This is a genomic window from Parasedimentitalea psychrophila, assembly GCF_030285785.1.
Taxonomy (GTDB): domain Bacteria; phylum Pseudomonadota; class Alphaproteobacteria; order Rhodobacterales; family Rhodobacteraceae; genus Parasedimentitalea; species Parasedimentitalea psychrophila.
Window position 1 is genome coordinate 3,731,200 of sequence record NZ_CP127247.1, and the last position, 21,581, is coordinate 3,752,780.

At 55.1% G+C, this 21,581-nt stretch carries 19 protein-coding genes, 1 tRNA gene and 1 pseudogene; 6 read left to right on the forward strand and 15 right to left on the reverse strand.

All coding sequences use genetic code 11. From position 1 onward, the window contains the following. Window positions 1–154: 154 nt before the first annotated feature. Window positions 155–241: transfer RNA gene (locus QPJ95_RS18085), tRNA-Leu, on the reverse strand. A gap of 183 nt (window positions 242–424) precedes the next feature. Here QPJ95_RS18085 and QPJ95_RS18090 point away from each other — a divergent pair. From QPJ95_RS18090 to QPJ95_RS24335, 3 genes and pseudogenes are all read left to right on the forward strand, one after another. Continuing rightward, window positions 425–1,491: pseudogene (locus QPJ95_RS18090) on the forward strand (transposase). A gap of 223 nt (window positions 1,492–1,714) precedes the next feature. Then, a complete protein-coding gene (locus QPJ95_RS18095) occupies window positions 1,715–2,011 on the forward strand; it encodes a hypothetical protein (RefSeq protein ID WP_270920698.1) in 297 nt (98 codons plus the stop codon). 51 nt (window positions 2,012–2,062) lie between these two features. Beyond that, window positions 2,063–2,164, forward strand: coding sequence for a hypothetical protein (locus QPJ95_RS24335; protein WP_390922481.1), 102 nt, complete (start codon window positions 2,063–2,065; stop codon window positions 2,162–2,164). Window positions 2,165–2,169: 5 nt separating this feature from the next. On the opposite strand, the gene QPJ95_RS18100 is transcribed toward QPJ95_RS24335, so the two are convergent. The 8 genes from QPJ95_RS18100 to QPJ95_RS18135 form a co-directional block, all read right to left on the reverse strand. Next, window positions 2,170–2,256: a hypothetical protein gene (locus QPJ95_RS18100; RefSeq protein ID WP_286018287.1), complete on the reverse strand. Its 87-nt coding sequence runs from the start codon at window positions 2,254–2,256 to the stop codon at window positions 2,170–2,172. Between the two features lie 410 nt (window positions 2,257–2,666). Continuing rightward, entirely contained in the window at window positions 2,667–4,763 is a 2,097-nt protein-coding gene (locus QPJ95_RS18105; RefSeq protein WP_270920697.1) for an oxidoreductase, read from the reverse strand. 20 nt (window positions 4,764–4,783) lie between these two features. After that, on the reverse strand, window positions 4,784–6,835 hold the full coding sequence (locus tag QPJ95_RS18110; protein ID WP_270920696.1) for an oxidoreductase: 2,052 nt from the start codon (window positions 6,833–6,835) through the stop codon (window positions 4,784–4,786). 3 nt (window positions 6,836–6,838) lie between these two features. Continuing rightward, on the reverse strand, window positions 6,839–7,549 hold the full coding sequence (locus QPJ95_RS18115; protein ID WP_270920695.1) for a TetR/AcrR family transcriptional regulator: 711 nt from the start codon (window positions 7,547–7,549) through the stop codon (window positions 6,839–6,841). Further along, the gene (locus tag QPJ95_RS18120; RefSeq protein WP_270920694.1) at window positions 7,550–8,644 is read right to left on the reverse strand and encodes an ABC transporter ATP-binding protein; all 1,095 of its coding nucleotides are present in this window, start codon (window positions 8,642–8,644) and stop codon (window positions 7,550–7,552) included. It abuts the gene before it with no gap. Between the two features lie 7 nt (window positions 8,645–8,651). Continuing rightward, window positions 8,652–9,467 carry an ABC transporter permease gene (locus QPJ95_RS18125; protein ID WP_270920693.1) on the reverse strand — a complete coding sequence of 272 codons (816 nt, stop codon included), beginning with the start codon at window positions 9,465–9,467 and terminating at the stop codon, window positions 8,652–8,654. Next, window positions 9,464–10,393 carry an ABC transporter permease gene (locus QPJ95_RS18130; protein ID WP_270920692.1) on the reverse strand — a complete coding sequence of 310 codons (930 nt, stop codon included), beginning with the start codon at window positions 10,391–10,393 and terminating at the stop codon, window positions 9,464–9,466. Before QPJ95_RS18130 ends, QPJ95_RS18125 begins: the two co-directional genes overlap by 4 nt. Window positions 10,394–10,529: 136 nt before the next feature. Beyond that, a complete protein-coding gene (locus QPJ95_RS18135; RefSeq protein WP_270920691.1) occupies window positions 10,530–11,798 on the reverse strand; it encodes an ABC transporter substrate-binding protein in 1,269 nt (422 codons plus the stop codon). 156 nt (window positions 11,799–11,954) lie between these two features. On the opposite strand from QPJ95_RS18135, the gene QPJ95_RS18140 reads away from it, so the two are divergent. Together QPJ95_RS18140 and QPJ95_RS18145 are read left to right on the forward strand one after the other, a co-directional pair. Continuing rightward, window positions 11,955–14,411, forward strand: coding sequence for a GcvT family protein (locus tag QPJ95_RS18140; protein WP_270920690.1), 2,457 nt, complete (start codon window positions 11,955–11,957; stop codon window positions 14,409–14,411). Then, window positions 14,405–14,872, forward strand: a complete 468-nt coding sequence (locus tag QPJ95_RS18145) for a GNAT family N-acetyltransferase (RefSeq protein WP_270920689.1) — start codon at window positions 14,405–14,407, stop codon at window positions 14,870–14,872. The genes QPJ95_RS18140 and QPJ95_RS18145 overlap by 7 nt, the downstream gene beginning before the upstream one ends. A 168-nt stretch (window positions 14,873–15,040) precedes the next feature. Here the strand turns inward: QPJ95_RS18145 and QPJ95_RS18150 are convergent, their stop codons facing one another. The 6 genes from QPJ95_RS18150 to QPJ95_RS18175 are packed head-to-tail and all read right to left on the reverse strand — an operon-like array spanning window position 15,041 to window position 20,661. After that, the gene (locus tag QPJ95_RS18150) at window positions 15,041–15,832 is read right to left on the reverse strand and encodes an SDR family NAD(P)-dependent oxidoreductase (RefSeq protein ID WP_270920688.1); all 792 of its coding nucleotides are present in this window, start codon (window positions 15,830–15,832) and stop codon (window positions 15,041–15,043) included. 22 nt (window positions 15,833–15,854) lie between these two features. Next, window positions 15,855–16,652 (reverse strand): SDR family NAD(P)-dependent oxidoreductase, encoded by a 798-nt coding sequence (locus QPJ95_RS18155; protein WP_270920687.1) that lies wholly within the window; start codon window positions 16,650–16,652, stop codon window positions 15,855–15,857. Continuing rightward, window positions 16,649–17,467 carry an ABC transporter permease gene (locus QPJ95_RS18160; protein ID WP_270920686.1) on the reverse strand — a complete coding sequence of 273 codons (819 nt, stop codon included), beginning with the start codon at window positions 17,465–17,467 and terminating at the stop codon, window positions 16,649–16,651. The genes QPJ95_RS18155 and QPJ95_RS18160 overlap by 4 nt, the downstream gene beginning before the upstream one ends. A gap of 9 nt (window positions 17,468–17,476) precedes the next feature. After that, window positions 17,477–18,328, reverse strand: coding sequence for an ABC transporter permease (locus tag QPJ95_RS18165; protein WP_270920685.1), 852 nt, complete (start codon window positions 18,326–18,328; stop codon window positions 17,477–17,479). A 22-nt stretch (window positions 18,329–18,350) separates the two neighbouring features. Continuing rightward, the gene (locus QPJ95_RS18170; RefSeq protein WP_270920684.1) at window positions 18,351–19,511 is read right to left on the reverse strand and encodes an ABC transporter substrate-binding protein; all 1,161 of its coding nucleotides are present in this window, start codon (window positions 19,509–19,511) and stop codon (window positions 18,351–18,353) included. A gap of 28 nt (window positions 19,512–19,539) precedes the next feature. Continuing rightward, entirely contained in the window at window positions 19,540–20,661 is a 1,122-nt protein-coding gene (locus QPJ95_RS18175) for an ABC transporter ATP-binding protein (protein WP_270920683.1), read from the reverse strand. A 121-nt stretch (window positions 20,662–20,782) separates the two neighbouring features. On the opposite strand from QPJ95_RS18175, the gene QPJ95_RS18180 reads away from it, so the two are divergent. Continuing rightward, the gene (locus QPJ95_RS18180) at window positions 20,783–21,577 is read left to right on the forward strand and encodes a helix-turn-helix transcriptional regulator (RefSeq protein ID WP_270920682.1); all 795 of its coding nucleotides are present in this window, start codon (window positions 20,783–20,785) and stop codon (window positions 21,575–21,577) included. Window positions 21,578–21,581: the final 4 nt, after the last annotated feature.

Below are 21,581 nucleotides of genomic sequence, written 5' to 3' on the forward strand. Positions count from 1 at the left end.
GGCGTCGCTGTTCAATCCACATGAACGCCACTTATTTGGACGTAGAGTGCAAAAAAGATGGGGGTTTGATCCCTCACGACTACAAAGATAGTATTTGGTGGTGATCTTTGGGTAGGGGTTGTTAGTGAAACAACACCCTACCGACAAAGTTTAATGGTACGAGTAGCCGGACTTGAACCGGCACTTCCGTTAAGAAATTGGATTTTGAATCCAACGCGTCTACCGATTCCGCCATACTCGCACTTGTCGGTCACCGGGTGTCTATATTGGGGGTATGGTAGGCGCAACCCAAAAACGTTTGTTACACAGTTTGTTACCTGAATTGCTGTAACTTATTGAAAACAATAATGGTACAAGGATGGCTTTGTTGCACAAATAGCCGTGATGGATTCACGTCGGGAATCCAGGATGTTACCCATCCTGCATGAGCAAACCCTTACCGCAGAAATACAAAACCACAAACTGGCGATCCTATAACGCTGCCCTGAAGAGACGCGGATCGCTGCCGATCCACTGACCGGCAACACATGTTTACATGTGTGAGAGGTTGGTTCGATCCCGGAATGGATTGGCGCGCGACCCCCACTGGCAAGCCAGGGCGCCAGCCGACATTCAGCGATGCCGCGATCCAGACTTGTTTGACCATTGCCTGACAGGTTATTGTGCAACAATGACCGAGAGGGGCTGAAGGTGCTGTTTCGGTTGCCGCTTCGGCAGGTGATTGGCCTCGTTGAAAGCCTGTTGAATCTGGCTAATCTGGATTGGCCGGTACCAGATTTCAGCACGCTTAGCCGACGTCAGAAGGACCTGAAAGTGATGATCCCGTATCGCGGCTCTAAAGGGCCGTTGCACCTGCTGATCCCCTTTCGGCGGCAAAGCCGCCTGCCGGGCAGCGGACAGTACCGGCATTAAGGCCCCCTCTCGGCAGCATCCTGCGGATGCGCCTGCCGGACAGTGGAGGGCGAAGGGGAGTGGCACACGCGCAAGCACGGGCCATCCAAGCCGCGCCAGTGGCGCAAAGTACATATCCATTGCCCGGCAGGCGAATGTTACATTCGCTGAGAGGGGGCTGTGACACCCGTGCTTGTCATAACGCGATCGCCAGCCGAGATGCCCATGCCGTCATTCCCACCCGCCGCAATGCCAAACCATGGAAGCCCCCTGTCATGGTTTGCAAGCAAACCACTGGCGGGCAGTGGACAACGCCAGGAGCGGAAGCGCGCAATGAAATCCTGAGAGCTACCAAATACCTCGGGCGGGCCATTTGGCGAAGATGGAGTGGCTATCATCGCAGAAGCCTCGTCGAGACAACCCTCTCGGGATCATGCTTCGCATAACCCTGCCGGGCAGTGAATGCGCTGTGTCAAACTGCTGGGCGAGGGCATTATGGCGCGGGAGTTCAATCGCCAGGTCTCCGAGCTACAAGTTCGGGCCGCCGAGCTCAACGGCTTCACCGCGCTTGGCATTCCCCAAACCCATCCCGTAGGATAACTCCGTCCGGGGAAAGGGGCAGCACGCCTTCAGGCTGAGTTGTGCAACAGAGCCTCTATGATGTGCCACACTCCATTTCACACCAAATTGAAATGACTGCATTTGACGCAAATTCACCAACGGTTCATCATTTCCCCAGCCACACAGCGGGAGAATTTTGAAGGGCGTGGAGCACCGGCGCCAATGCGGGACAAAGCGTATTTTGATAACTATGGGTGCAATTATGCAATCATTGAGATCATTCGACGGCCCGGTCTGGCGCATTCTCCCCCAAACCTTTGTTGACACACCTGCGAAACCAGCAAGAGCGCCAGATGGACGTTTCCATCATTCGGGGCAGATCGCGGCCTATGTTTCGCTCCGTGCGGAGGGAGCAAGTGTGGCAATGCAGCGCTATCTTGGTGATCGAGTTGCGCGAAAGCTGGTACCCATGTGGCTTAAATCTGACCGTGTAGTCGATGAACGCGACAACAAAGCGGCATCTGTGATTTGGCAAGATATTCGCGCAAATGCATTATGATCGCCGACTTGGGTGTTCTCCGATACTGCCCGAGATGCAGGGGCCCAAGCGATGTTGTACTCTTCTCGGTCACGCCCTGAGTTGAATCACGTCGTCGTTTTTGACCCCGCCTGTTTGAGTTTTGTTGGCCCTGAAACTTCTTTTGAACCGTGAATATTCTATCCTATTGAAGTTAAGGTCGGCTCGGTGCGGATATTGACGCGCGGATTAAAGAATTGCGCGATCAGATAGCCGTTCGAGGTCACAACCTCGATCCCGTCCAGCCCGGCTTTTCGAATGCGTGCTGCAGCGGCTTCAAACCCGCCACGACATCGCAGATCAGTGCACTGGGCGTCGCTTGGAGCCGTTCTTTAGCATGACGGTCATGTGGCCGGTTGATATGATCCGGTTTTTCAGTTCGACCGGTCCAACGGACAGAGGCGTGAATAGGGTGGGGTAGGCCGCGGTCATCAGTCATTGCTCCCGTCGTCGTTTAGCACTGCGCGCAGGCGTGTCAAAGATTGGTGGCGGGCCGTGCAGGAATCGCAAGTATCCGGTGCTGCTGTGACATCGGGCTGACCTGAGCTGGGATCCCCTGTGAGATAGATCCACGCGCAGGCCAGCGTGACTGCACCAGCCGCTACGACAAGGACTGGGCGGACTGGGCGGCGGCCATTCAAACTGCACCTGTGACGGGCGTTGAAGCAGACGGTGCACCAACATCAATGCGGTCATGTCTCAGCGGCTGGTCGCGATCAACAGAGGCGTCCAACTCGCGCGCATATTTGTGGCCGGCATAGGTGGCGGCGGCGATGATAGCGGGTGCTTCGCAATCCCCGATACGTTTCAGTGTGAACGGCAGTTTCTCGATCTGCCCGTCGACGCTTGCAAGCAGCTCGTGGTAGAGCGCATCATTGGGTCGGCGCTGTGTCACCATGACAACCGAAGCCACGGCTATCGGTTTTTTAACCCCCGAGTACGCGCATCTCAGGGTGGCTTTCTTGCCATCAAAACTGGCCAAACTATGCGAGACGATGGTCTCGACCCCGAGTTTCATAAGATGCGTACGCACCCGCCAGCGCTCAGAGGTTTTGCCAGCCCAATCCGAGATGGTGTCGGCAGGCGTGGCCAGTGCAACCTTGTGCCCGGCCAACTTCAAGTGCTCGGCGATGACGCCACCCAGATAATAGCTGTCTTCGTCATAAACCAGCACCGGCCCCGATGGCATTGCCCCCCCCATGATGTCATCTGGGGTCAATATTTCAGGTGAGGTTCCAGGTGCCGCAACCGACACATAGGTCTCGCCATCGAAACGCTCTTGGCGCCAGCTGGCACCCGTTGCCAAGGCGACGTGATCCGGCTCGGTCGCAAATACGTCTTCGGCCGTCAGGTGGCTTTCCCGGTAGATCTCAACATTCGGCAAACCTTGCAGTTCCTGCTCGCGGTAATTGCGCACACGGGCATATTCGCTCATCCCCGGCAGGGTGCTTTCAGCTGTGACCCGCCCGCCCAATTGGCGCCGCGCTTCGGCCAGCATCACATCGTAGCCACGTTCACCCAACGCGCGGGCGGCCTCCAGTCCCGTTGGGCCTGCACCAACAATCAGAACCCGGCTGTCTGACTCCTTGGGGGCGATTTTCTCGGGGTGCCACCCCTTGCGCCATTCCTCGCCCATGGTCGGGTTCTGGGTGCAGCGGATTGGCACACCAATTGAATCGCCAGAATAACAGACGTTGCAGCCGATACATTCACGGATTGAATCGATGCGTCCCTCTTTGATTTTGTTGGGCAGAAACGGATCCGCAATCGAGGGCCGCGCGGCACCGATCAAATCGACGATGCCGCGTTTCACCTGACTGACCATGGTGTCGGGCGAAGTAAAGCGGCCAACGGAAACAACGGGTTTGGAAGTCACAGATTTGACGAAACTCATATAGGGTTCCAGCGGCGCTTCTTTGACAAAGCGCGATACGCCCATTTCCAAAGAGTAGTCAGCAATATTGATATCCCAGAGGTCCGGCAGTTCGGACAGCATTTCGAACATCTCGCGGCGCTCGCCATAGATTGGGACCCCGTCTTCGCCGATCTCTTCGTCTGCGGAAAACCGCACGGCGACGGCACAGCGGTCACCCACCGCGTCCTTGGTCTCCTCTATCAGTTCGCGCACCAGCCGGGTTCTGTTTACCAGTGAACCACCATATTCGTCGCCGCGCGTATTCATTCGTGGATTAAGGAAATTCGAGATCAAATAGCCATGGGTTGCGTAGACATAGACAATGTCGAACTCGGCCTCCTTGGCCCGCAATGCAGCGCGGCGATGCCAGTGGCGAAACGTCTTGATGTCACTCTTGTCCATTGCACGGGTCTGGAACGGGTGGCCCACACTGTTGGGGAAGCTGTCCAGCTCCATTGCGACCTCACGGGTCATCATGTTCGCAGTCCGAATGCCGCCGTACCACAGCTCGGCCCCGGCGAGTGCGCCATGGGCGTGGACCTTGTCGGTCATCACTGAATGCGCCCGCACGTCGCTGTCATCCCACAGCGAGGCAGACGGGTGGGGCAGATCATCAGAACTGGGGTGGATCGAGTTATACTCGGTGCAAACCACACCCCAACCGCCCTCGGCCTTTACACCCCGCATTTCGGCCAGAGTGTGAGGGCGTTGCCAGCCCATGCCGGTGCAGTGGGGCACCTGATAGAACCGGTTTGGCGCGGTGACCGGGCCGATTTTCACTGGCTCAAACAGGATGTCATAACGAGGGTCTCGGGCCATCTTGGTCTCCGGTTTTTGGGTCAATCAGTGGCGAGTGCAGGAAGTTCGCGCCGGAACGGCACGCCGTCGCATATCGGTTCACCCAACTCGCGGGCATAGCGGTGGCCAGAATAGATGGCCGCAGCAATGGTGCCTGGGGAATAGCAATCCCCGATGCGGGTAACGGATGCCAGAGGCCCGCCGAGCCGCCTAGTCAGGCTGTGGTAAAGATCATCCTTCGCATCCCGCATGGTCACCATGACAACAGCGGAGCAGGGCAGGGTTTTCACCTGCTCGGTATAGATGCATGTCAAATCAACATGGTCGGAGTGGATTTTGGCAAGGTTGTGCAGAGGGACTATCTTCACTCCCAGCTGCATGAGCCGAGTCTGAATTCTAACCTGTTCCATTGTGTTATGGGTCCAGTGCGACACGTCGGCCACCGGGGTGACATAAGTGACGTCCAACCCGTATCCCCGCAGTTTCTCGGCCAGAATGCCGCCCATGTAATAATGATCGTCGTCGAACACGATCACTGGGCCCTCGGGGATCGTGCCGGCCATGATCTCGTCTGGGGTCAAGACAGTGCTGCCTGTCGTGGCTGGGATTGGAAGGTGATTGTGTCGCCCAATACCGTGGCGTGCCCAGGTCGATCCGGTGGCGATCACCACATGATCGGCGCCAACCTCCATCACATCCTCAGCGGTCAGCTTGCTGTCAAAAAACACCTGCACATTTGCCATCTGGCTGATCTGGTATTCACGATAATCAGTCACACGCTTCCATTGCGACAGACCTGGCAACTGGCTCTCGTTGGCCACCCGCCCGCCTAGTTTCGTCGTTGCTTCCGCCAGGGTGACCGAAAGACCACGTTGGGCCAGCGCGCGGCTGGCTTCGAGCCCAGAGGGGCCAGCGCCGATGACCAGAACGCTTTCGTCCCGCTTTTTGGGGGCTATGCGTTCGGGGTGCCAGCCACGGCGCCATTCTTCACCCATCGTTGGGTTTTGAGTGCAGCGCATCGGTGTCGCCAAAAAATCACCGGTAACACAAATATTACAGCCAATGCATTCGCGGATGTCTTCGACCCGGCCCTCGTCGATCTTGTTGGGCAGGAACGGGTCGGCAATGGACGGTCGCGCTGCGCCTATCAGGTCAAGCTGGCCGCTCTTGATCAGCGATACCATCGCGTCAGGAGAGGTATAGCGGCCAACGCCAACAACAGGTTTCTGGGTTACCTGTTTGACAAACTTGACATAACTGTCTTGAAACCCTTCGAGTTCGAACCGGGATGTAGCGCTGTCTTTGGACCAGTCGCTGATATTCACATCCCAAAGATCGGGCAGGTCGGCCAGCAGTTCGACAACATCCCGGCCTTCACCACCACTGGTCAAACCAGCCGGGCCCTTCAACTCGTCAACGCCGAACCGAATGGCGACGGCGCAGGTGTCCCCTATGACCTCTTTGGTGTCCTGCAACACCTCTCGGATCAGGCGCACGCGGTTTTCCAGACTGCCGCCGTATTCGTCTGTACGATCATTCCGGCGGGACAGGAAATGCGCAAAAGTCGTCATGTCATGGCCGCAATACAGATAGACGATGTCATATCCAGCCTGTTTGCAGCGACGCGCCGCATCCACATGCATCTTGCGAAACGCCTTGATGTCGGCCTTGTCCATCGCCCGCGTCTGGACTGGCTCTAGCAGATCAATCGGACGGGCCGACACTCCCATTGGTATCTCTCGGCTGTAATTGTTTGATGCCCCGCCCCCTAGGTGTGCAGGTTCGATGCCGGCCAGCGCACCGTAGTTGTGTACCGCATCCGCCATCCGCGCCAAAAGGGGGATGTCACGGTCATCCCATAACCGCCCTTCAGGGGTCGGGCTCAATTCTGACGTATGGCTTATTTCGACTTCTTCGGTATTGATGACACCCCAGCCACCCTCGGCCTTGATCCGCCGCATCTCAACCCAGCTGGACGGGTACTGATGACCCATTCCATTGCAATGCGGCACTTGGTAAAACCTGTTCTTGGTCGTCACCGGGCCGATTTGAACGGGTTCAAACAAAATGTCATAGCGAGGGTCTCGGGCCACGACCTATCCTGTGCTGTCTGGCGGCGCGGGCCGCTGAAAATGCCGAGGGAAAACCTGAGAGAGGTAGCCTTCTATTCGCCGCTTTGCATCAGCAAGTGAAAACTCGCCGGGATACATCAGGATGTTCAACCAAAAACCATCATAGATGCTTTCCAGCATTAAGGTGACGTCGGTTGCGTCGACGGTGTCATAGCCACCATCTTCGATAATCTTGCGGCACAACTCGGTCGATATATCGCGGCGTTCGGTGTCGATATCATCAGCAAGTTTGCGGTACGATGCCCGCCCGCCGGCCTCGCCAAAAAAGCTGTACCAGACAGCGATTTTTTTACGATTGCATATTTTTGGATGGAAATGCGCGGCGACAATGGCCAACAGCTTGTCCTCGGGGGCGAGATTGGCCTTTTCATAACTTTTCTTCCATTGCTGATGATGCTCTTCAGCAAGAAAGCGGAGGGTTTCCTCAAACAGATTCTGCTTGGTCGAGAAATGAAAGTTGGCCAAGCCGATGGAAAGCCCCGCCGTGCGTGTGACAGTGGTCATGGTTGTCCCGACGATGCCGTGCTTGGCGATACTGTCGATTGTCGCATCAATCAATTGCTGTCGGCGCACCTCTTTCGAGGCGGTTCGAGGTTTCTTGCCATTGTTCTGTGCGATCTTTTCTCTACTCATCGTTCCACCGAAAATTAGGGCATTTGAGCTGTGATGCCCCATTTATCCGTTCTCCAAAACCACAAATGCGTTGTCATCCCAGCATAACCAAACCGGGCATTGATTTTCGCCATTGCCATTGGCCCGTTGCCGGTTCTGAACTGAGACGGCAACGGGCTTTGATACACCCTCGATACTGACATAATAGTGGCTACGTTCGCCCAAGTAGGCTGCGTTGTCCAACCGGCCTTTGGCCTGATTGAAACCACTTTGCGACTCTCTGCTCAGAGACAGTTTTTCGGGTCGGATTGCGGCGCAGACGGATTGGCCCGGTGTTAGACTTGGTGGAATGTTGGTTGTGTACACATTGCCTAGTCCAACGGTCTCAATTTCTGCGCCGCCATTGGTCAATGCCTTAACCGTGCCGTCAAAGAAATTCATGGTGCCGATAAAGCTGGCCACCTCGCGGTTGATCGGGCTTTCATAAAGCCGTGTTGGGGTATCCACCTGCAGGTCACGCCCATTTGACATTACGGCCATGCGATCAGACAGGGTCAGCGCCTCTTCCTGATCGTGGGTGACGAACACAAAAGTGATCCCCACGGTTTTCTGCAAGGCGCGCAATTCCAGTTGCATCTGTTCGCGCAATTGCTTGTCGAGCGCACCAAGCGGTTCATCCAGTAACAGAACCTTTGGCCGCAAGATCAGCGAGCGAGCCAGTGCGATCCGTTGCCGTTGGCCACCAGACAGTTGGTTGGCTTTGCGGTCGCCATAATCGGGAAGTTTGATCAGATCGAGCATCTCGTCAACCAATGCGTCGCGCTGGGCGCGGGGCAGTTTTTGTTTGCGCAGGCCATAGGCGATGTTGTCGCGCACATTTAGATGCGGGAAAATCGCATAGTTCTGAAACACCATGTTAACGGGCCTATGATGCGGCGGCACGCCTGACATGGGCTGGCCGTCGATATAGATCTCACCCGATGTTGGGCTTTCGAACCCTGCCAGCATTCGCAAAAGCGTTGTCTTGCCACATCCTGATGATCCCAGCAGCGAGAAAAACTCGCCATGTTTGATGTCGATGGACACATCATTGATAGCGTGAAACTTGCCAAAGTACTTATTGACGTTTTGGATTGAAATGAAGGCATCGTTTTGCATCATCTGGTCATTCACTATTCAAATCTGTGGCTTGCGCGTCTCGGTTGAGCCACTGCCCGAGGAACACCAGGGCAAAGGACACGACCAGGATGATCGAGGCGAGGGCAAGGATGGATGGAAATTCCTTGGGAAAGCGCAACTGGCTCCAGATATACATTGGCAAGGTTGGATCGGTGCCGCTGAGGAAGAACGCCATGATGAATTCGTCAAAGGATACGGTGAAGGTCAGCAGCAGACTGGCCAGAATGCCGGGAAAAACCATCGGGAAAGTGACGCGCCAGAATGTCCACCACGCGTTTTCCCCCAGATCGGCCGAGGCCTCTTCTACCGATGGATCAAACCCTTCGAAGCGCGGGATCATGGTGGCGATGGCAAAGGGCAGGCATACGATTACATGCCCAACGGTGACTGTGACAAGTGACAACTGAATGCCCATGCGGCTGATCAGAACCAGAAGCGCGACACCAAAGATGATACCAGGCACCACCAGCGGTAGCATTATGAACCCGATCAATGGGCCTTTTCCGGGCAATCTGTATCGGGTGATCGCCTTGGCTGCGAATACCCCAAATCCGGTCGAGATGATCGAGGTGGTGATGCCAACCCGAAGACTGTTCATCAAGGCCGCCCAGACCGGCTCGCGGTCCATCAGTTCGACATACCATCGGAAGGTAAAACCCGTCAGCGGGAATTTGACGTAGATCGAAGTGTTGAAGCTAAAGAGCGGCAAAAACAGGATCGGCAGATAGAGAACAACCAGAAACAGCGCGGCGTAGAACTGAAGCGGTCGGTTTGGCCGTTTGATATAGGAATGCCCGCTCATGAAATGCGCTTTCTGACGAAATTGGCAATCAGCATGAAACTGAGTGCAATCGCCCCTATTGATAGCATGAGAATGATCGACAGGGTGGCCCCCATGGGCCAGTTGTTGACGGCGCCAAACTGTTTCTGGATCAGGTTGCCGATCATCGCTCCGTCCGGGCCGCCAAGAAGGGTAGGGGTGATGTAGTCTCCGGTGGTGGGGATGAAAATTAGCAAGCTGGCGGATATGACCCCTGGCAGTGACAAAGGTAGGGTAATCCGCAGGAAACGTGCGATAGGGCCATCGCCAAGATCAGTTGCAGCCTCCAACAGCGATTTGTCGATTTTTTCCAACGACACGTACATTGGCAAGATGGCGAAGGCTGCCCAGGCATGAGCCAGAGTGATGACAACGGCTGACTGGCTGTAAAGCAGAAACTCGAGCGGAGCCTCAATCAGGCCCAGGTTCATCAGGGCTGAATTGATCACACCCTGGTACCCCAACACCACTTTCCAGGCGAACACGCGCAATAGATAGCTGGTCCAGAACGGCAGGGTTATCAGCACGATCCACATCATCTTGTTGCGGTGGACATGGAACGCGACAAAGTAGGCCATCGGGTAAGAGAGAATTACGGTGGCCATGGTGGCCATGCCCGACATCCACAGAGAGCGTCGAAGCAGCGCGCCGTAAATCGGGCGCTCTGCTGCCATTTGGTAATTCGCGGTGGTGGCGGTGGTGTCAAAGCCAAACCCCACCTGCGTCCAGAAACTCATGACGACCAGAATTCCAATTGGCACCAGAATACCGACCGTCATGATGAATAGCGTCGGCGACAGCAGAGAGAACCCACGCGCTGCCTCAGACCGCTGTAGCAGCGCTCCGAGTCGACTGGTTTTCGGCAAGCCTGTCGCGTCGTCCGACATGGGGCCGTTTGTTATGCTCATGTCAGGGGGCTCCAAAACAGGACTGGCTCTAAAACAGGACTGGCGGCAAAACAGGACTGGCGGCAAAACTTAGATCTGATCTCATGTTCCGCGCCATCCGGCACAACTGTCCCCTTCAGGCACGGAACCAAGAGCATCAGAAACCTGATTTGATTTCCTCGAAGAGAGTATTCATCTTGGTTTCCCATTGCTGGGATTGTGGGATCTGGAAATGACCGCCTGCCAGGATATCGGCGGGTGTCTTACTGAGGCCAAGGCCCTGTAGCGTTTCGTCGTCAAACGCGTCGAATGCTTTGATGTTGGAGTGGCCATAGCCGTAATCGCTGATCATGAACTTGCCGGACTCAACACTCAGCAACGAGTCGATAATGTCGTAGGCAAGATCCAGGTTGGGCGCATCCTTATGGATCATTAAGCCGCAAACCCAGGTCAGCGCGCCTTCTTTGGGCTTGGCAAAACGCACTGGAACCCCATCGGCTTGCAGCAGGGTCGCTGAGCTGTTCCAGGTCATCGCCGCTATCAGTTCACCCGAGGCAAGCGCCTGTTCGAGAGTGGTGGTGTCATCGGTATAAAGCCGGATCAGCGGGCGCTGGGCGCGCATCACGGCCGCGATTTTTTCAAAGGCGTCTGGCGTATCTATTTCCGTGAGTGGCACACCAGCCTTGATCGCGCCACACCACCAGGCATCCCCGCCTGAGGCGAGGCTACCAAGCCGCCCCTTGTAACGTTCATCCCAGAGCATATCCCAGGATTCCTCGCCCTCGACCTCGAACATGTCGGTGCGATAAGTAATTGAAGTCTGGCCCCAATCAAACGGTGCCAAATAGGGTCTTCCGTCAACGATGTTGCCCTTGAGATCATATAGTTCGGGCATCACATCAGCCCAGTTCGACAGCCGCGATGTATCAATTGGCTGGAACAGACCCGAGGCAATCCAGCGTGGAATGCCGGCGTTGCAGGGGTGCGATACATCAACGACGTAGCCTCCGAGCATTTTAGTCAGCGCCTCTTCGGCGCCACCAAAGATGGCAAAGTTCGGCAACTCACCATGCTTTTCCTTATAGGGTACAAACAACTCTGGTATGTCGTAGCCCCCCCAGGTGAAGAAGGTGCCCTGGTCGGCTGCCGCCGCCGTTGCCTTGCGGGTAGCCAGCGGCGTGGTCATCACCCCAATGCCTGCCGCCATGAGCGATGTGGTGAATTTTCGGCGACTCAATTTACCTTCTTTGAGTGAGCCGAGTTGATCAATTACATCCATTCTGCAGTCTCCCTGATGTCGCACACCTCCAAGCGAGGCGTTATCTCCATGAGCTTCAAAAAAACGGTCTAAACCGCTTTTCTTGTTTACACCCGGATTACTGTTGTGAGTGCAATTCGGCCTTCTATCAATTGAATGTTCATTCAATGAGTGGGTTGCTTTCTGAGTCGAGTCAAGTCAGAACTTTGTTTATGCAGCATCGTAAAAGATGGCGACGTGCGGTTGGGCGATGTAACCACCAAGATTTAAGAAACGTTGCGCTGGGCAAGTGCTGACCAGTAGACGAATACAAGGACGACTTCGATGACATCTCTTCCCACTCATGCGCAGACCGTAATCATTGGCGGCGGTTCCATTGGCTGTAACACCGCCTATCATCTGACCAAATTGGGCATGAGTGATGTTGTGGTGCTTGAGCGCAACCAGCTGACCAGCGGCACCACCTGGCATGCCGCAGGCCTGATCGTGGCGGGGCTTCTGAAGACCGAGGCAGAATGCGAGATCTACACCCATGGACGCGATCTCTATGCCAGTCTGGAACAGGAAACCGGTGTGCCAACCGGCTTTCGTGATGTGGGTTACCTGCAGATTGCCAACAACGCAGAGCGGGTGCACGAGATGCGCAGGCTGGCGCCGTTTATGCGTCGCCATGGGATCAACATCCATGAGGTCTCGCCACAGGAATCCGCTGACCTGTTTCCGATTGGGGATCTGTCAGACGTTATGGCAGGTTTCTACATCCCAGAGGACGGCCGGGCCAATCCGGTGGACCTCACTATGTCGCTGGCCAAGGGCGCGCGGATGGGCGGGGCGAAGATATTTGAAGGTGTCACGGTCTGCGAAATCATCGCATCGAACGGCACCGCTACGGGAGTCCGTACCGCTGATGGTCAAACGATCACCGCCGAAAATGTGGTCATCTGCGGCGGCATGTGGTCGCGCCAACTGGGGGCCAAGGCTGGGATTAACCTGCCGCTGCAAGCCGCTGAACATTACTACCTGATCACCGAAAACGTGCCCGGCCTCAGCCGCGATCTACCAGTGCTGGAAGATCCTTCAACCTATACCTACTACCGCGAGGAAGTGGGCGGGCTGATGCTGGGTCTGTTTGAACCCGGTGCCGCGCCGTGGAAACTGGACGGTATCCCCGAGGATTTCTCGTTTGGGGAGATTGAGCCCGACTGGGACCGGGTTGGCGCGCATCTGGAAAAAGCCTACTCCCGCGTGCCGTCAACGCTGGATATTGGTGTGCGCAAGCTGTTTTGCGGCCCCGAAAGCTTCACCCCCGACCTTGCGCCGCTGGTGGGTGAGACGCCAGAGCTGCGCAAGTGTTTTGTGGCTTGTGGGATGAACAGTCTGGGCATTTTGAATGGGGCAGGGACCGGCAATGTGCTGGCCCATTGGATTGTCGATGGGCACCCACCCATTGATGTGACAGGCATTAACGTCAACCGCTTTACCCGTCACGAGGCAACCCGCGCATTCCGCCGGGATCGCGGGCCGGAGCTGCTGGGCAAACTGTTCGGCCAGCACTACCACAACGAGGGATTTGAGACGGCGCGCGACCTGAAACGCTCGGTGCTGCATGACCGATTGGCGGCCTCGGGGGCTTACTTCGGTGAAGGTCACGGATGGGAAATGCCCGACTGGTTTGCGCCCAGCGTTGAGCAGGCAAAGATCGAGACATACAGCTGGCATCGCCAGAACTGGTTTGACTGGCACGCCGAGGAACACCGCGCCGCACGTGAGGATGTCATCATCATGGACATGTCCGCCATGTCCAAATTTCAGGTCGAGGGCCCCGACGCGCTGGCTTTGATGAGCCGCCTCAGCTGTAACGATGTGGATGTGGAGGCAGGTCGTCTGATTTACACAGCCTGGGTCAATGAACAGGGCGGTTTTGAGGCCGACCTGACGGTGACGCGACTGGCCGATGATCGCTTCATGGTCGTGGTCGGTGAGAACAGCCACGGCCACACGTTGATGCGGATGAAGCGGCATATATCGGAGGCTGAGGTGGTGGTGATCACCGATCTCACCCCGGCGATCACTCAGATCAACATTCACGGTCCCAAGGCGCGACAGCTAATGGAGAAAGTGACCAGCGCCGATATGTCGAACGAGGCGTTCGCCTTTATGACCTGTCAGGACATCGACGTGGGCTACTGGATGGTCAAGGCGTTCCGCGTCACCTTTGTCGGCGAACTGGGCTGGGAGCTTCAGGTGCCGTCTTATGCAGCTGTTCAGATCTATGACCTGCTCAAAGAGGCAGGCAAGGAATTTGGCCTACGTGATGCGGGTATGCAGACGCTGAACAGCCTGCGGTTGGAGAAGGCTTACCGCGATTTTGGGCTGGACGTAGACAATACTGACAACCCAATTGAGGCGGGCCTCGGCTTTGCAGTGAAGCTGGACAAACCCGGCGGCTTTATCGGCCGCGATGCCTTGGCGGCAATCAAGGAAAAGGGCGTGCCCAGCACCCGGATGCTGCAGTTCCTGCTGCAAGACCCTGAGCCACTTCTCTATGGCAATGAGCTGATCTATCTGGACGGCCAGGAGGTTGGTTACATGCAGGTTGGTGGCTATGGCCATACGCTTGGTGGAGCTGTCGGGATAGGCTTTGTCGAACTGGATAGGCCACTGACGGCAGAGATTGTCAGAACTGGCAATTGGCAACTGGAGGTCGCCGGTGAGCGCCATTTGGCAACCGCCTCTCTCAGGCCATTGTTTGACCCCAAGATGGAGCGGATCAAATGCTGAGCAGCAACCCTAACAGCAACCTGACGATCCGCGCTCTTACCGCTGAAGACCACCCCGAATGGCGGCGGCTATGGACTGCCTACCTGGAATTCTACGAGACAACAGTTGACGAAGAGGTCTACCAGACCGCGTTTGAACGGCTTCTCTCCAAAGGAAACGGAGAGTTTCAGGGCGTTGTCGCCGAAACCGATGGTCAACTTGTTGGGCTGGCTCATTTCCTGTTTCACCGGACGCTCTGGAGTATTGAGGACACCTGTTACCTGATGGATTTGTTTGTCGATCCCGGCCGACGGGGCGGCGGAATAGGCCGCGCGTTGATCGGGGCTGTGCACGGCGCAGCAAAAGCCAATGGTATTCCGGGCACCTATTGGTTGACGCAGGAAACAAACAACATAGGTCGAATGCTATACGATCAAGTCGCCGAGCAGACACCCTTTATCGTTTACGAAAAACGCGACTGACGTTGCCGGACCAGAGATCAAAGAGGTTGTTGTGCATTTTTCCAACTGCTGTTGGCATCACCCTTATTCTGATTGGAATTGTGGTGATTCAACTTTTCTCCAAAACTGCGCTCCATAGCTGAGCAAGCAGAGTGCGGCGCAGGCTTCGCCCACGGCGCAACTGGTTCATCAGCCCTTGGCGTACCAGCCATTGTCGACATAGGTGGCGGTTCCGTTGACAAAACTGGCCTCGTCCGACGCCAAGAAAACCACAGCTGCGGCCACTTCTTCTGGGTAACAGATACGGCCCTGTGTTGCGGCCATTCCTGAATCTTCCCATTCCTGCCCTGCGGCGTCCAGCTCGGCGATCTCTTTCAGACCATGAGCCGTTTCGACAAATCCGGGGCACACAGCATTGCAACGAATACCTGCATCCCGGTATTCGGTCGAAATGGTGCGCGCCAGTTGAAGCACTGCCCCCTTGGACATGCAGTAGACAGATTCCAGCGCATAGCCCCGCTCAGCCGCAATTGAAGAGGTGATGACAATAGATCCGCCGCCATTGTCGCTCATTTCTTTGACGGCGCGGCGGCAGACCAGGAACGCGGATTTGACATTAATGTCCATCAGCCGGTCATATTCATCCTCGGTTGTTTCATGCAGCGCTTTTACAATGATTGTGCCGGCGTGATTGAACAGAACGTTGTAAGGTCCAAACGCGTCAATCGCGCCGTCAAACGCCCGGTCAATTTCGTTGACCTTGGTTACATCCGCATGGAAAAATTCCGCCTCAGCACCGATCTCGCGGATCATGTCCACTGTTTTTTGGCCCTCATCGTCCTGAATATCAAAGATGCTGACTTTGGCGCCCTCACGTGCAAATGCCAGAGCCGTCGAGCGACCTATGCCAGTAGCACCGCCGGCGATGACAGCAATTTTGCCCGCCAGGCGACCATTTGAGTTTTGTGTGGTTTGGGTCATTTATTGCTTCTCCGAGAGTAGATCAAATGCATTCGCCACCATCAATGACCAGGGCGTGGCCGGTCATGAATGTGGACATGTCCGAGGCCAGGAACAAAATGGAATCCGCCATTTCATCAGTGGTCCCCCAGCGGCCCATTGGAATTGTCCGGGACACATAGCTTTCCAGCTTGTCGCGCCCCCCCATTTGCGTCTCAAAACCTGCATTAAACGGGGTATCGATAAAACCGGGACACAGCGTGTTGCAGCGGATGTTGTGTTGGGCATAATCGGCTGCCATTTGACGGGTCATCGCCACCACGGCATGTTTGGTGGTGGCATAGGCAATCATTTCGCGATCATACTGCACGCCCGAGTTGGAAGAGGTGATGATGATGCTGCCACCGCCTTGGGCTCGCATGTGTCCAACTGCCGAGCGGGCCGCTATAAAATGCGCCCGCACATTTAGCTTCCACGACATCTCCATGCCGTCGAGCGGAACTTGCTCCAGATTGCCTTCCACTTGATAGCCGGCGTGGGAATGAAGAACATCCAGCCGCCCATATGTATCAACAGTTTCATCAATCAAAGCTTTGATCGCCTGATCATCAGTCACATCAAGACCGGCTGATGTGGCCTTAACATCCTCTGCGTTCAAATCGGCGACAACCTGCGCGGCTTTTTCAGGGTCGATGTCGGTAATAATAACCTGCGCCCCATGCCGCGCCATTGCCATGGCACCTGCGCGCCCGATACCAGAGCCCGCACCCGTGACCAGTGCGACTTTGCCCAGCAACAGGGGATAGGCATGTTGGCTTGCCGACGCTTGAGGCAGTGTCATTTGGCTTTTTTGCCTCCGCGTTGCAGTAACAATTGCGCAGTGACAAGCGCGATCAAGGAAACCACGAGAACCATCGTCCCAATTGCGTTGATTTCCGGCGTGACCCCGCGACGGATCGAAGAGAACACATAGATCGGCAGCGTTGTTTCAGACCCTGCCACAAAAAATGCGATGATGAAGTCATCAAAACTGAAGGTGAAGCTGAGCAGAAAGCCGGCAAGAATTGCCGGGAATATCAACGGTAACGTCACCTGCCTGAATGTTCCCATCGGCGTTGCGTATAGATCCGAGGATGCCTCGGTCAGGGCGCGGTCCATGCCCGCCAGTCTGGCACGTACGATGATCACCACCAGCGCCATCAGGAACATGGTGTGAGCCCCGATCAGAGATCCCATCCCCATATGAAGTTTAGGCGCTACAAATCCGTCCGGCCAAATTGCCGCCATCAGCGGGTTCAATTGGTCAAATACCGTAACCAATCCGATCAAAGTCGCGATGCCAATCACGATGCCGGGGATCATCACGGCAACGTAGATCAGCAGATCAAACGCCGTGCGAACCGGCCCTTTGATACCCTGTAAAGCCACTGCCGCCATCGTGCCAAACACGCTGGCTAAAAGGGCCGAGGTGAAAGCAACCATCAGGCTTGTTTCCAGCGCATCCATGACAAACGGATTGGACAGAACCTTGCCATACCATTTGGTCGAAAACCCCTGAAGCTGGCTGGCGTGCCGACCAGCGTTAAAGCTGAACAGCGCGATGACCCCGATGGGGATATAGAGAAATAGATAAACGCAAACGGCATAGAGTCTCATCAGATCACCTCACATTATCGATACATCGTCCCGGTTCGCACCGAGACGATTGATGAGCCGCATGTAGATCGTGACGGTGATAAGCATCACGAAAACGAGGGTGACAGCCACGGCAGAGCCATAGGCCCAGTTGCGCGATTGCAGGAACAGATCGACCAGCGCGTTGCCGACAAAGAAGACCTTGCCTCCGCCCAGCATCGCCGGGATCAGATATTCGCCCATCAGCAAAATAAACACGAGCATACAACCCGTTGCGATACCGGGAATTGATAGCGGCAGAGTGATTTGAAGAAAGGTTCTCCAGGGTTTTGCCCCCAGATCCGAGGAGGCCTCTAGCAGCCGTTTATCAAGCTTGTCTAAGCTAACAAAAATCGGAAACACCATTAGCGGAAGGTACCCGTAGATGATGCCGATCAGGACGGCAAAAGGGGTGTTGATCAGGCGCACTCCTTCGATACCGAACCAACCAAGAAGAGCAGGTATGCCGCGGCCACCCAGCAAGAAAATCCAAGCGTAGCTGCGGATCAGGATCGAGGTCCAGAACGGAACGATCACCAGTACCAGCAGGATCGTTCTCCATTTGGGGTCTACTTTGACAGCAAGAAAATAGGCCAATGGGTAGGCAATCAGCAAAGCCGATAAGGTACCAATTGGCGCCAAAGTCATGGTGTTTTTGAAAGCAGCCCAACGCGCCGGAAGGTTGGCATATTGTTCAAATGTGAAAGCGGGCACCACGCCACCGGCCGGCGCCCGCTCTCCAAAGCTGAAAATGAGAACAACAGATAAAGGTATGATCAGCATCACCAGAAACCAGGTTCCGGCGGGTGCCAATAACAACCAATTGCGAGTGCGTTTCGTCATGTTGTTCTCATTCCAATCCTGATCAGGCCGACTTGAAACGCGCCATCAACTCGGCACGGTTTGGATCCGTTAAAGTTGCAGCCGCACCAAATTCCAGTGGGCTCAGGAGTTCCTGAGCCGGGAACAGGATCGGATCGTTCTTCAGTTCGTCAGGCAGCAGCGCAAATGTTTTTGCGTCCGCTGTCGGATAACCATGCGCCAGAACCTCTTTGGTGTTCACTGTCGGGTCCATCAGGAAATTGATCAGCGCATAGGCCGCATCCGTATGGGGCGCGCCTTTTGGAATGGCGTAGTAGTCACTCCAGATCTCGCCACCCTCAGCGCCCAATACATAGTGAATTTCGGGCATGTCGGTGTTGAGCTGCTTGCCATCGCCGGACCAGCATATTGTCAGCCAGGCATCGCCATTGCGCATCGACGGCTGATAATCAGATGTAATCGCAAACAGATGCGGTTTCACGTCGATCAGCAGTTTTTCAGCATCCGCCAGTTCAGCTTCGTCTACTGAGTTGAACGAATACCCAAAATAATTCAGCGCACTGCCAATTGTTGTCAGCTGATAGTCATGCACCATCGAACGTCCCGAGAATTTGTCCCTCGAGATGTCAAAGAACTCTTTCCAGGATGAGATAGGCTTGCCGCCGTTTTGCGCCGTGTTCACGGCCATACCGGTTGAACCCCAATTTTTGGGCACTGCATAAAGCGTACCATCGACCGAGCCAGCCTCGGCATAACGTGCATCAAAGGCGGAGGCGTCATAGTTTGATAGCTTGGAGGTATCCAGCGGCTCTATCAGGCCTTCGTCGACATAAGTGGAGATTGTATAGTTGGTCGGCACATAGACATCCCAACCGGTGGCTCCGGCCTGCAATTTGGCCAGCATCTCTTCGTTTGAGCCAAACACATTGACCTGCACATGGGCGCCGGTTGCCTCGGTAAAGGCTTCGAAATTGGATGGATCATGGTAGTTAGGCCAGGTTGCAATGATGACACGATCACCGATGTTTCCTTCCGCAAACGCAGGGCTGGGGCGCAGGCCAGGCATCGCTGCCCCCATGACTGCGGTCGCAGCACCCAACCCAGTAACATTCAGAAAATGGCGGCGGGTGATCGACCCCTTGCGGTACCGGCCCAGTTCTTCCATGAATTTTCTCTTAGAGATATAGTCGCTGTCTTTGGTCACTGTCTTTCTCCCTGTGGTTGCGAAGTTGTCAGGTATTGTCGAGAATGAGTGCTGCGCTGGACTCCCAGCTCACAAGCAGATCTTCGCCTGCATTAAACGGGCCGTTGTCCGGTTCTGATTGCCTTGGTGAAAGCACCAGGAATTCGCCAAGAGAGTCATGCATCACCAGATACTCGGTGTGCTCCCCAAGAAAGATCCGGTTCCGCACGACGACATTCAGGCCCTCGCCTTCGCGGCGCAATTTCATCTGTTCTGGCCGGACACTGACACAAACCTGTTGGCTTTTAACCAACTGGCCAACGGGTTTGCCTTGCATGGTCAACCCGTTGTCCAACAGAACCGAGGTGAGTGTCCCGTCTTGGTCGGTGATCTTGCCCTCGAAGAAATTCGAAGTTCCGACAAAACCCGCAACATATCGCGAATTCGGCTGATCATAGAGCTCTTGTGGACTGCCGATTTGAACAATGCGCCCATCCCTCATGACGCAAATCCGGTCACTCATCGATAGGGCTTCTTCCTGATCATGGGTGACCAGAACAAAGGTAATGCCCAGTTTACGTTGCAGGTTTTGCAGCTCAATCTGCATTTCCTTGCGCAATTTCCGATCCAGGGCAGCCATCGGTTCGTCGAGCAACAGCAGCTTGGGTTCATTCACAATTGCTCTGGCCAGCGCAACGCGTTGCTGTTGGCCACCGGACATCTCCCAGATTTTCCGATCGTCGAAGCCATTAAGCTGCACAACGTCGAGCGCCTTGCTCACTTTCTCGGCAATATGGGCTTTGGGCAGTCGTGGACGAACTTGGCGCAGTCCATAGCCGATGTTTTGCGCCACAGTCATATGTGGGAAAAGGGCATATTGCTGGAACACCATGTTGACCGGACGGTGGTAAGCATCAAGGTCATTCACAACTTTGCCGTCCAGCAAAACCTCGCCTTCAGTGGGAACCTCAAACCCTGCCAACATGCGCAAGGCTGTCGTCTTTCCGCATCCCGACGGGCCAAGGAACGATAGGAATTCACCCTCGGCAATGGACAGGTCTAGATCGCTTGCAGCCAGCACATCCCCGAAACGTTTAGAGACGCCACGCAGTTCAGCAATTACCTTGTTGTTGACCGGGCTAGCATCGCCGATATACCCCGTGATTTCCATTTTAACCTATCTTTTTCGGATTTTCTGAATACTACTCATCTAGAGAAAACTGTAAGAAAAGCCAGTTTCGTTGTATATACCACGTTTTTGGTATGCCAGTCTGAGTGTAGAGGTTTCTCGAATGAAGGATTTGATCAAAGCAACGGGAACGCTGATTGATACGATCGGAACTGACCAGTTTGCGCAGACGCTCTCTGATGCGCTGAAAGGCATAGTTCCCTTCGACTATACAGTAATTTTTGGGTATTTTGGGGCGGCACGCCCCATGGATCTATTTGATGATTTTCCGCGTGGAAAACGCAAAATTTTTGTAGAGGATTACCAAGAAGGGCCATACCTGCTGGATCCCTTTTATTTAGCCTGCGGCAATCATGTGGAGTCGGGTCTGTATCGGATTCGGGACCTGGCCCCGGACCGCTTTTTCCAGGGTGAGTATTTTCGCAACTATTACGCCCGTACCGGATTGGCAGAGGAAATTGGTTTCTTCATTGAGATGCCCGGTGAGGCAATTGTTGTGGTCTCGCTTATGCGGGCGAAGAAGGCATTTTCAGCCAAGGAGTTCCGCCAGATTGGCGAGTTTTGTCCAATCGTGCGAGCCTGTTGCCAGCGCCACTGGCATGATCTCTCGACACAATTTGGGGTAAATGAAGATAACGCAACAAATTCCAGCATCCATCAAAGTGTTGAGCTGGCCTTCACCAATGTCGGCGGTGGTGTCTTGACCCCGCGCGAGCGTGAAGTGGTCGAGTTTACCCTGAAGGGACATTCGGCGGATGCGGTTGGGCGCATACTCGAAATCACAGCTGGAACAGTGCGTATTCATCGAAGAAACGTGTACTCAAAACTGCAAATACGATCTCAGGGCGAGTTGTTTTCCAAGTTTATTGAGACTTTGGTGTCCGCAGAACATCGGTAGAGGC

Coding starts and splice junctions, on each gene's coding strand:
- QPJ95_RS18095 (WP_270920698.1), top strand. CDS start 1,715: ATGCAATCATTGAGATCATTCGACGGCCCGGTCTGGCGCATTCTCCCC.
- QPJ95_RS24335 (WP_390922481.1), top strand. CDS start 2,063: ATGTTGTACTCTTCTCGGTCACGCCCTGAGTTGAATCACGTCGTCGTT.
- QPJ95_RS18105 (WP_270920697.1), bottom strand. CDS start 4,763: ATGGCCCGAGACCCTCGTTATGACATCCTGTTTGAGCCAGTGAAAATC.
- QPJ95_RS18115 (WP_270920695.1), bottom strand. CDS start 7,549: ATGGGGCATCACAGCTCAAATGCCCTAATTTTCGGTGGAACGATGAGT.
- QPJ95_RS18120 (WP_270920694.1), bottom strand. CDS start 8,644: ATGCAAAACGATGCCTTCATTTCAATCCAAAACGTCAATAAGTACTTT.
- QPJ95_RS18125 (WP_270920693.1), bottom strand. CDS start 9,467: ATGAGCGGGCATTCCTATATCAAACGGCCAAACCGACCGCTTCAGTTC.
- QPJ95_RS18130 (WP_270920692.1), bottom strand. CDS start 10,393: ATGAGCATAACAAACGGCCCCATGTCGGACGACGCGACAGGCTTGCCG.
- QPJ95_RS18140 (WP_270920690.1), top strand. CDS start 11,955: ATGACATCTCTTCCCACTCATGCGCAGACCGTAATCATTGGCGGCGGT.
- QPJ95_RS18145 (WP_270920689.1), top strand. CDS start 14,405: ATGCTGAGCAGCAACCCTAACAGCAACCTGACGATCCGCGCTCTTACC.
- QPJ95_RS18150 (WP_270920688.1), bottom strand. CDS start 15,832: ATGACCCAAACCACACAAAACTCAAATGGTCGCCTGGCGGGCAAAATT.
- QPJ95_RS18155 (WP_270920687.1), bottom strand. CDS start 16,652: ATGACACTGCCTCAAGCGTCGGCAAGCCAACATGCCTATCCCCTGTTG.
- QPJ95_RS18160 (WP_270920686.1), bottom strand. CDS start 17,467: ATGAGACTCTATGCCGTTTGCGTTTATCTATTTCTCTATATCCCCATC.
- QPJ95_RS18165 (WP_270920685.1), bottom strand. CDS start 18,328: ATGACGAAACGCACTCGCAATTGGTTGTTATTGGCACCCGCCGGAACC.
- QPJ95_RS18175 (WP_270920683.1), bottom strand. CDS start 20,661: ATGGAAATCACGGGGTATATCGGCGATGCTAGCCCGGTCAACAACAAG.
- QPJ95_RS18180 (WP_270920682.1), top strand. CDS start 20,783: ATGAAGGATTTGATCAAAGCAACGGGAACGCTGATTGATACGATCGGA.